This window comes from Arthrobacter celericrescens (assembly GCF_003614925.1).
Taxonomy (GTDB): domain Bacteria; phylum Actinomycetota; class Actinomycetes; order Actinomycetales; family Micrococcaceae; genus Arthrobacter; species Arthrobacter celericrescens.
Window position 1 is genome coordinate 1 of record NZ_QYLP01000062.1, and the last position, 8,004, is coordinate 8,004.

Genomic DNA, 8,004 nt, shown 5'->3' on the forward strand with positions numbered 1-8,004 from the left:
CGCGCAACCGGCACCACGCCAGAGACCCCGCCCCTGCACACATTTTCCATGCCCACGGCGGGGCGAAGCCCCTGGGTAATTGAGGCCTCATAACGACAACAACTGCGAGTCAGTTGGGTCTAGACCTCGTGCTGGATCCGCTTGACGAACTGCTTGGTGCGTTCCTGCTTCGGGGCGGCCAGGACCTCGGCGGCGGGTCCGCGCTCCACCACCACGCCGCCGTCCATGAAGACCACCTCGTCCGCCACATGCCGGGCGAAGCTGAGTTCGTGGGTGACGATCACCATGGTCCAGCCTTCGTCGGCGAGTTCCTTGATGACCGTCAGGACCTCGCCCACCAGTTCCGGGTCGAGGGCCGAAGTGGGCTCGTCGAAGAGCAGGAGCTGCGGCTTCAGCGCCAGGGCGCGCACGATGCCCACGCGCTGCTGCTGGCCGCCCGAGAGTTCGAAGGGGTAGGCGTCGCGCTTCTCCGCCAGTCCCACCCGGGCCAGCAGCCGCAGGGCCTCGGCTTCGGCCTCCGCCTTGGGGCGTTTCTGGACCTGGACCGGGCCTTCGGTGACGTTCTTCAGCACCGTCATGTGCGGGAACAGGTTGTAGTGCTGGAAGACCATGGCGCTGCGGTCCCGGAGCGCCGCGATCCCGCGCTTGCCGACTGGTCCGCCGAAATCGAGCGCCAGGGACGCCCCGCCCGGAGAGGCGGCCCCACCGCCGGAAGCGACGCCGGAAGGCGCAGCGCCCCCAAAAGCCACAGTGCCGCCGTCGGGCACTTCAAGGCCGTTGAGGGAGCGCAGCACGGTGGTCTTGCCGGAACCGGAAGGCCCGATCAGGGCCACCACGTTGCCGCGGCGGACGTCGAGGTCGATGCCGCGCAGCACGGTGTTGCTGCCGAAGGACTTGGTGAGCCCGCGGGCGGAGAGTACCAGGGAAGGGGCAACGGGATCAGTGGGCGACATAGCGGTCCAATCTGCGTTCCAGGGCCGACTGCGCGGTGGACAGGGCCAGGCACACCACCCAGTAGACCAGGGCTGCCTCAAGGTACAGCACCATGAACTCCTGGCTGAACGCCGCGATCTGCTGGGCGTTGCGGAAGAGCTCGGTCACCAGGATGAGGGAGGCCAGCGAGGTGTCCTTCACCAGGGAGATGAAGGTGTTGGACAGCGGCGGCACCGACACGCGGGCGGCCTGCGGCAGGATGATCCGCAGCAGGGTCTGGGCGCCGGACATGCCGATGGTGTGCCCGGCCTCCCATTGCCCCTTGGGCACCGAGAGGATGGCCGCCCGGATGATCTCCGCCGCGTACCCGCCCACGTTCAGCGAGAAGGCGATGATGGCGCTGGGCCAAGGCTCAAGCCGCACTCCCAGGCTGGGCAGGCCGTAGAAGATTACGAACAGCTGCACCAGCAGGGGAGTGCCCCGGATGACCGAGACATAGAAACGGGCGACGCCGGAGAGGACCTTGTTGGGGCTCAGCCGCAGCAGCGCGACGACCAGGGCGAGCAGCAGCCCGAAGGCGAAGGAGGCCAGGGTCAGCGGGATCGTGCCGGTGACGGCGCCGCCGACGATCGGCCCGAAGGAACTCCACACGAGGTCCCAGTTGAAAGTCATCCGTGGGCCTGCCGGCTACTTGGTGACGTCCGCGCCGAAGTACTTCTGCGAAATCTTCGCCAGGGTCCCGTCCGCGCGGAGATCGGCCAGCGCCTTGTCGACGGCGTTGGTCAGTTCCGTGGATCCCTTGCGGAAGACGAAGGCGCTCTCGGTCTTCTCCGTGGTTTCGGCGGCGACCTTCAGCCCGGAATCGGGGGTGGTCTTGGCGTAGTCGAGGTACGTCAGCTTGTCGTTGACCGTGGCGTCCACGCGACCCTGGCGGACCAGTGTGGCGGCCTGGGCCCAGCCTTCAACCGCCTGGACGTTGGCGCCTGCATCCACGGCCAGCTTGTAGAAGTTGCTGGTGAGCGACTGCGCGGTGGTCTTGCCCTTGAGGTCTGCGAAGCTGTTGATGCTGGAGTTGTCGGACTTGGTCACCACGACGCCGGTGGACACGGTGTACGGGGCAGACAGGGCGTACTTGGCCTTGCGCTCGTCGTTGATTGAGATCTGGTTGGCGATCGTGTCGAAGCGCTTGGCGTCCAGGCCGGCGAAGATGCCGTCGAACTGGGTCTCCTGGAAGGTTGCCTTGACGCCCAGCTTTGCCGCCACGGCCTCGGCGATTTCCACGTCGAAGCCGGTGAGCTTGCCCGAGCCTTCCTCATGGAAGCTGAAGGGCCGGTAGGTGCCTTCCGTGGCGATCACGATCTCGCCCTTGGACTTGATGTCGGAAAGGGACGTGTCGGAGCCGGACGACGGTGCGGGGCTTCCGCCGCAGGCAGCCAGGGTGAGGGCGGCCGCGGCGAATGCTGCGGAAAGTGCGGTGCGGCGGGTGAGCAGGCTTTTCATGAATGCCATCTTGCCATGGGTTCCTGCCGTACCCGGCTTGGCTTGGCCTCCGAAACAGCCGTTAAAAAGGCTGAGTGGGGGCGGTCCCCAACAGCCCGCCACCACTCATCCCCCCAATGGTGATCCTGTCCGCGCCACGGCTTCTCGAAACCCGTTCATGATTCAAGGGCCAGGCTGCGTCTCATTCACACAATCATTATTGTGGCACGTTCTAATGGGTTTGTGAAAGAGGTTACGCGGTATGTTCTGGATTTCTTCACCAAACGTTAGCCACGGGCCCTGCGCCGGGCAAGGGATTTCGAGAGCCAGATCCCGCCCAGGCCCAAGGCGCTGGCCAGTGCTGCCGAGTAATTGATCGCCGGACGCAGCCAGGACGCGGATTCCGGAACCAACGGGAACCCCTGTGACAGGAGCAACAGGCAGAAGCCCAGGAACAAGGTTCCCGAGGCGAGGCGCAACAGGGCCGGGCCCGAACCGCGGACAGCCTGCCAGATGCCCGGAAGCAGGCAGGCGGCCACGTAGCCGGGGTAGAGCCTGCCCAACGCCGCGTAGCTTTCCAGGGACGCTGTCTGCGGAAGCCCGGACAATCCGGCCGTGGACCCCCTCGTATCCATGGAGAAGAAGATCCAGGCCGTCAGCACCGCGACCAAGGCCAGCACCGCCATGCCGACCGGTCCGCGGATTGCGCGCATCCCGGCCGAGGAACCGAAGGCGGCGGCGGTCCTGACCCCGAGCAGCAGGAAGCTGCCGTAGAGCAGGAACCGGAGCAGGAGGTTGGCCAGGTTGAACCCGCCAAGCACCGCGTCGAGGGCAAGGTACGGCTCGCGGATGCTCAGCAGGATGTCCACGGAGAGCAGTGCGAAGAGGAAGAACATGGTCCGGTTCTGGCCCCGGATCGCGCTGGGCACCCGCACCGCAGTCAGTGCAACGCAGACAACGAGTGTCAGCCATGGCAGGGCGGCGGTCATCCCAGGTTCTCCCAGATTCGTTCGGTGCGGTCTTTCTCGTGTTCCTGGCGGTGCAGGGACTTGCCCAGTGCCTGCAGTCGGTCTCCGGCGAGGGAGACCAGGTCGGCGGTGCCCAGCCGGTCGAGGGCCGCCCGCCTGGCCCCGATCGGCCATCCGGCTTCCTCTTCGCTGACCAGCCCGCTGGCGATCAGTCCGCCGGCGGGCCCGACTCCGGCCTCTCGGGCCGTGGCGACGGCCAGTTCCGGGGGCATCCGGTTCGCCGTCAGGTGGGCGGAGAAGTTCTGCGGGGCGATTCCGGTGGCGTGGCTGACCCGGTGCCGCAACTCGCCGTCGTCGATCGCCTCCACCCAGCTCCGGACGGAAGTTTCATGCGGGACGGCAACCAGCTCAAAGCGCTGCGGCGCCCCCGGGTCGTTCCGGGCGATGACGGCCCGGAGCAGGTCCATGGCAGCGATCTGGCTGATGAGCTCGGCATCCGTGGGGGCCACCGGAGTGCCGCGCAGGTCCGCGTAGGAATCGAAGGACGCGAGGGCGGACACCGGATTGAGTTCCAGGGCACGGCTGATCCGCACCAGCGATGATTCCGCCACCTTTCCGCGGACCATCTGCTGGGCCAGGGTGGTCCGTTTCACGCCGGAGGCCCTGCAGACGTCGGAAGTGCTGACGCCCGGGGCAACTCCATGCAGCCAGCGCTGGAACGCTTTGGAAGGGAGGGACATACTCGGCTTTCGAATCTGGTGTGCGGTGATTTTACGTACTGGACCCCTTGAATTATGCTTGATTCCCGAACCCGCTGGTCCGAACACCCCCCAAGTCCGGACCAGCGGGTTTTTCCATGCCCGGACTGCCCCGACATACTGTGCCCGGAACCGTTGTGCCGTGCAGCGGTCCGCCCGCGTGCCGGCACGGTGAGAGGATTGAACAATGACTGCAACACTTGTCGCCAAGGATCTTTCCGGCGGCCACGGTCACCGCACCTTGTTCTCCAAGCTCTCCCTGACGGTTGCGCCGGGGGACGTGGTGGGCGTTGTGGGCGCCAACGGTGCCGGCAAGTCCACGCTGCTGCGGATCCTGGCCGGGGCGGACCGCCCGCAGGAAGGCACGGTCAGCCTTGCCCCGGCTGACGCCTTCGTCGGTTGGCTGCCGCAGGAGCACGAAAGGACGTCCGGCGAGACAGTGGCGGCCTACATCGCCCGCCGTACCGGATGCACCGAGGCCACCGCCGAGATGGAAGCCGCCGCGGAAGCCCTGGGCAGCGGCGCGCCCGGAGCGGACGACGCCTACTCCGTGGCCTTCGACCGCTGGATGGCCTCCGGCGCGGCCGACCTTGAGGAACGCATTCCCGCGGTCCTGGCCGAACTTGGCCTGGAGACGGGACACGACGCCCTCATGACCGGGCTCTCCGGCGGCCAGGCCGCACGCGTGGCGCTCGCGGCCCTGCTGCTGAGCCGCTTCGACGTGGTCCTCCTCGACGAACCCACCAACGACCTCGACCTCGAGGGCCTGGACCGGCTGGAGAAGTTCGTCCAGGGCCTGCGCGGCGGCGTGGTGCTGGTGTCCCACGACCGGGAGTTCCTGGCCCGCTGCGTCACCCGGGTGGTCGAACTGGACCTGGCCCAGAACTCCGTGTCCGTGTACGACGGCGGCTATGACTCCTTCCTCGAAGAACGCGCCGTCGCCAAACGGCACGCCCGCGAACGCTACGAGGAATACGCCAGTACCAAGGCCGACCTGGTTTCCCGCGCGCGCACCCAGCGCGAATGGAGCTCGCAGGGCGTCCGGAACGCGATGAAGAAGAACCCGGACAACGACAAGAACCGCCGCGCAGCCAACACCGAATCAGCCGAGAAGCAGGCCCAGAAGGTGCGCCAGATGGAGTCCCGGATCGCCCGCCTGGAGGAAGTCGAAGAGCCGCGGAAGGAATGGCAGCTGCAGTTCAGCATCGGTTCCGCCCCGCGCTCCAGTTCGGTGGTCGCCACGCTGCGGGACGCCGTCGTGCGCCAGGGGGACTTCACGCTGGGACCGGTGAACCTGCAATTGAACGCCGGCGATCGGATCGGCATCACAGGACCCAACGGCGCCGGAAAGTCCACCCTCCTGCGGCTCCTGCTCGGGATCACGGAGCCCGACGACGGCGAAGCCTCCTTGGGGGTCTCGGTCGCCATCGGCGAAATCGACCAGGCCCGCGGCCTGCTGGCCGGGCACCTCACCCTCGCGGCCGCCGTCGAGACCGTGCTGTCCGACTGGCCCACCGCCGAGGTGCGCACGCTGCTGGCGAAGTTCGGGCTGAAAGCCGATCACACCTCCCGGACCGTCGATTCGCTCTCGCCGGGGGAGCGGACCCGTGCCGCCCTGGCCCTGCTGCAGGCCCGCGGCGTGAACCTGCTGGTCCTCGACGAACCCACCAACCACCTCGACCTGCCGGCCATCGAACAGCTGGAACAGGCATTGGACAGCTACGACGGCGCGCTGCTGCTGGTCACCCACGACCGGCGCCTGCTCGAAAACGTCCGGCTGGACGTGCGCTGGCACGTTGAAAACGGACAGGTCACTGAACTGCAGCACACCGCAACAGGAGGCGCACAACGATGAGCATGGACCGCGTGGCGTGGACCTCGCTCTACAACATCACCCGGGCCAAAAGCGGCTCCCAGCCGTTCTCCAAGGAGACCCTCAAGCGCGTGCTGGGCTTCGCCAGGCCGCACCGCACCCGGCTGATCGCCTTCGTGCTCGCCTCGATCGGCGGGGCCATCCTCGCGGTGGCCACCCCGGTGCTCGCCGGACGGGTGGTGGACACGATCATCGCCGGTTCCGACGCCGGTGAGGTGATCTGGCTGGCCGTGCTCATCGCCATCGTGGCCGTAGCGGAGGCCGGGCTGGGGCTGCTGACGCGCTGGTTGTCCTCCATGATCGGCGAAGGCGTGATCGTGGACCTGCGCACCCGCGTGTTCAACCACGTCCAGCGGATGCCCATCGCCTTCTTCACCCGCACACGCACCGGCGCGCTGGTCAGCCGCCTCAACAACGACGTCATCGGGGCCCAGTCCGCGTTCGCCGGCACACTCTCCGGGGTGGTCAGCAACCTGGTGGCCCTCGCCCTGACGCTGGTGGTCATGCTGAACACCTCGTGGCTGGTGACAGTGCTGGCCATGGTGTTGCTGCCCGTCTTCCTTATTCCGGCCCGGCGGATGGGCTCCAAGCTGGCCGACCTCCGCCGCGAGGCCGCCTCGCACAACGCGGCCATGGGCACCCAGATGACCGAGCGCTTCTCCGCCCCCGGCGCCACCTTGGTGAAGCTGTTCGGCCGCCCGGCCGACGAGTCCGCCGAGTTCGCCCTGCGGGCCGGGCGCGTCCGGGACATCGGCGTGCGCACCGCCATGCTGCAGTTCACCTTCATCACGGCCCTCACCCTCGTTTCCGCGCTCGCGCTCGCCCTGGTCTACGGGCTGGGCGGCTGGCTCGCGCTCCAGAAGCAGCTGGCAGCCGGCGACGTCGTGGTGCTGGCGCTGCTGCTCACCCGGCTGTACGCCCCGCTCACCGCGCTGTCCAACGCCCGGGTGGAGATCATGAGCGCCCTGGTCAGCTTCGAGCGGGTCTTTGAAATCCTGGACCTGGAACCGCTGATTCGCGAGAAACCTGGTGCCGTGGCCGTCCCGGAGGGCCCGGTGGCGGTGGAGTTCGACGACGTCCGCTTCGGCTACCCGTCCGCAGACAAGGTATCCCTGGCCTCCCTCGAGGAAGTGGCGATCCTGGACACCCGCGGCGGCGAGGAGGTGCTGCATGGGATCAGCTTCCGGGTGGAGCCCGGGCAGACAGTGGCCCTGGTGGGGTCCTCGGGCGCCGGCAAGTCCACCGTGGCGCAGCTGCTGTCCCGGCTGTACGACGTCGACTCCGGTGCGGTCCGCCTGGGCGGCTACGGCCCCGGCACCGGCCTGGACATCCGGGACGCCACCTTCGATTCCCTCCGCGACACGCTGGGCATGGTCACCCAGGACGGGCACCTGTTCCACGAAAGCATCGCCTCCAACCTGCGCCTGGCCCGGCCCGGCGCCACGGACGCGGAAATGTGGGACGTGCTGCGCCGTGCCCGCCTCGAAGCCATGGTCCGGTCCTTGCCGGACGGCCTGGACACGGTGGTGGGGGAGCGCGGCTACCGCCTCTCCGGCGGCGAACGGCAGCGGCTCACCATTGCCCGGCTGCTGATCGCCCAGCCCCGCGTGGTCATCCTCGACGAGGCGACGGCGGCACTGGATTCCACGAGCGAAGCCGCCGTGCAGGCGGCCCTGGGCGAGGCACTCCAGGGCCGGACCGCCGTCGTGATTGCCCACCGGCTGTCCACGATCCGCGCCGCGGACGCCATCCTGGTGGTGGAGGACGGCCGGATCGTCGAGCGGGGGACGCACGCCGAACTGCTTGCCGCCGACGGCCGCTACGCCGAGCTGTACAACACCCAGTTCGCGGAGGCGACGGCCGTGGCGCAGGAGGCCGTTCCGGAGCTGTGAGCCCCAACTGACTGGCAGTTGTTGACCCTTCTATAGTTCGTCAAGCCTGGCTGCGGGTGTGGTTTGTCGCGTTGAGGGTTCGATAGATCCGTCGGGCGAGG

The 8,004-nt window shown here is 67.9% G+C and carries 7 protein-coding genes; 2 read left to right on the top strand and 5 right to left on the bottom strand.

The features are described 5' to 3' along the window. Positions 1 to 119: 119 nt before the first annotated feature. The 5 genes from D3654_RS12030 to D3654_RS12050 all read right to left on the bottom strand — a co-directional run bounded on the left by D3654_RS12030 (position 120) and on the right by D3654_RS12050 (position 4,120). A complete protein-coding gene (locus D3654_RS12030; protein WP_120521736.1) occupies positions 120 to 953 on the bottom strand; it encodes an amino acid ABC transporter ATP-binding protein in 834 nt (277 codons plus the stop codon). After that, positions 940 to 1,605, bottom strand: a complete 666-nt coding sequence (locus D3654_RS12035; RefSeq protein ID WP_120521737.1) for an amino acid ABC transporter permease — start codon at positions 1,603 to 1,605, stop codon at positions 940 to 942. Before D3654_RS12035 ends, D3654_RS12030 begins: the two co-directional genes overlap by 14 nt. Before the next feature lie 15 nt (positions 1,606 to 1,620). Continuing rightward, complete coding sequence (locus D3654_RS12040) at positions 1,621 to 2,433, bottom strand: amino acid ABC transporter substrate-binding protein (RefSeq protein ID WP_120521742.1); 813 nt, start codon at positions 2,431 to 2,433, stop codon at positions 1,621 to 1,623. A 266-nt stretch (positions 2,434 to 2,699) separates the two neighbouring features. Continuing rightward, positions 2,700 to 3,401 (bottom strand): hypothetical protein, encoded by a 702-nt coding sequence (locus D3654_RS12045; protein WP_120521738.1) that lies wholly within the window; start codon positions 3,399 to 3,401, stop codon positions 2,700 to 2,702. Further along, complete coding sequence (locus D3654_RS12050) at positions 3,398 to 4,120, bottom strand: hypothetical protein (protein WP_120521739.1); 723 nt, start codon at positions 4,118 to 4,120, stop codon at positions 3,398 to 3,400. The genes D3654_RS12045 and D3654_RS12050 overlap by 4 nt, the downstream gene beginning before the upstream one ends. A gap of 205 nt (positions 4,121 to 4,325) precedes the next feature. Between D3654_RS12050 and D3654_RS12055 the strand changes: the two genes are divergently transcribed. Together D3654_RS12055 and D3654_RS12060 are read left to right on the top strand one after the other, a co-directional pair. After that, positions 4,326 to 5,993: an ABC-F family ATP-binding cassette domain-containing protein gene (locus D3654_RS12055; protein WP_120521740.1), complete on the top strand. Its 1,668-nt coding sequence runs from the start codon at positions 4,326 to 4,328 to the stop codon at positions 5,991 to 5,993. Further along, entirely contained in the window at positions 5,990 to 7,903 is a 1,914-nt protein-coding gene (locus tag D3654_RS12060; protein WP_120521741.1) for an ABC transporter ATP-binding protein, read from the top strand. Before D3654_RS12055 ends, D3654_RS12060 begins: the two co-directional genes overlap by 4 nt. The last annotated feature ends 101 nt before the right edge of the window (positions 7,904 to 8,004 follow it).

Bases quoted from the DNA above. Each gene is read 5' to 3' on its own strand.
- D3654_RS12050 (WP_120521739.1), bottom strand. From the start codon at position 4,120: ATGTCCCTCCCTTCCAAAGCGTTCCAGCGCTGGCTGCATGGAGTTGCC.
- D3654_RS12040 (WP_120521742.1), bottom strand. From the start codon at position 2,433: ATGAAAAGCCTGCTCACCCGCCGCACCGCACTTTCCGCAGCATTCGCC.
- D3654_RS12055 (WP_120521740.1), top strand. From the start codon at position 4,326: ATGACTGCAACACTTGTCGCCAAGGATCTTTCCGGCGGCCACGGTCAC.
- D3654_RS12035 (WP_120521737.1), bottom strand. From the start codon at position 1,605: ATGACTTTCAACTGGGACCTCGTGTGGAGTTCCTTCGGGCCGATCGTC.
- D3654_RS12060 (WP_120521741.1), top strand. From the start codon at position 5,990: ATGAGCATGGACCGCGTGGCGTGGACCTCGCTCTACAACATCACCCGG.
- D3654_RS12030 (WP_120521736.1), bottom strand. From the start codon at position 953: ATGTCGCCCACTGATCCCGTTGCCCCTTCCCTGGTACTCTCCGCCCGC.
- D3654_RS12045 (WP_120521738.1), bottom strand. From the start codon at position 3,401: ATGACCGCCGCCCTGCCATGGCTGACACTCGTTGTCTGCGTTGCACTG.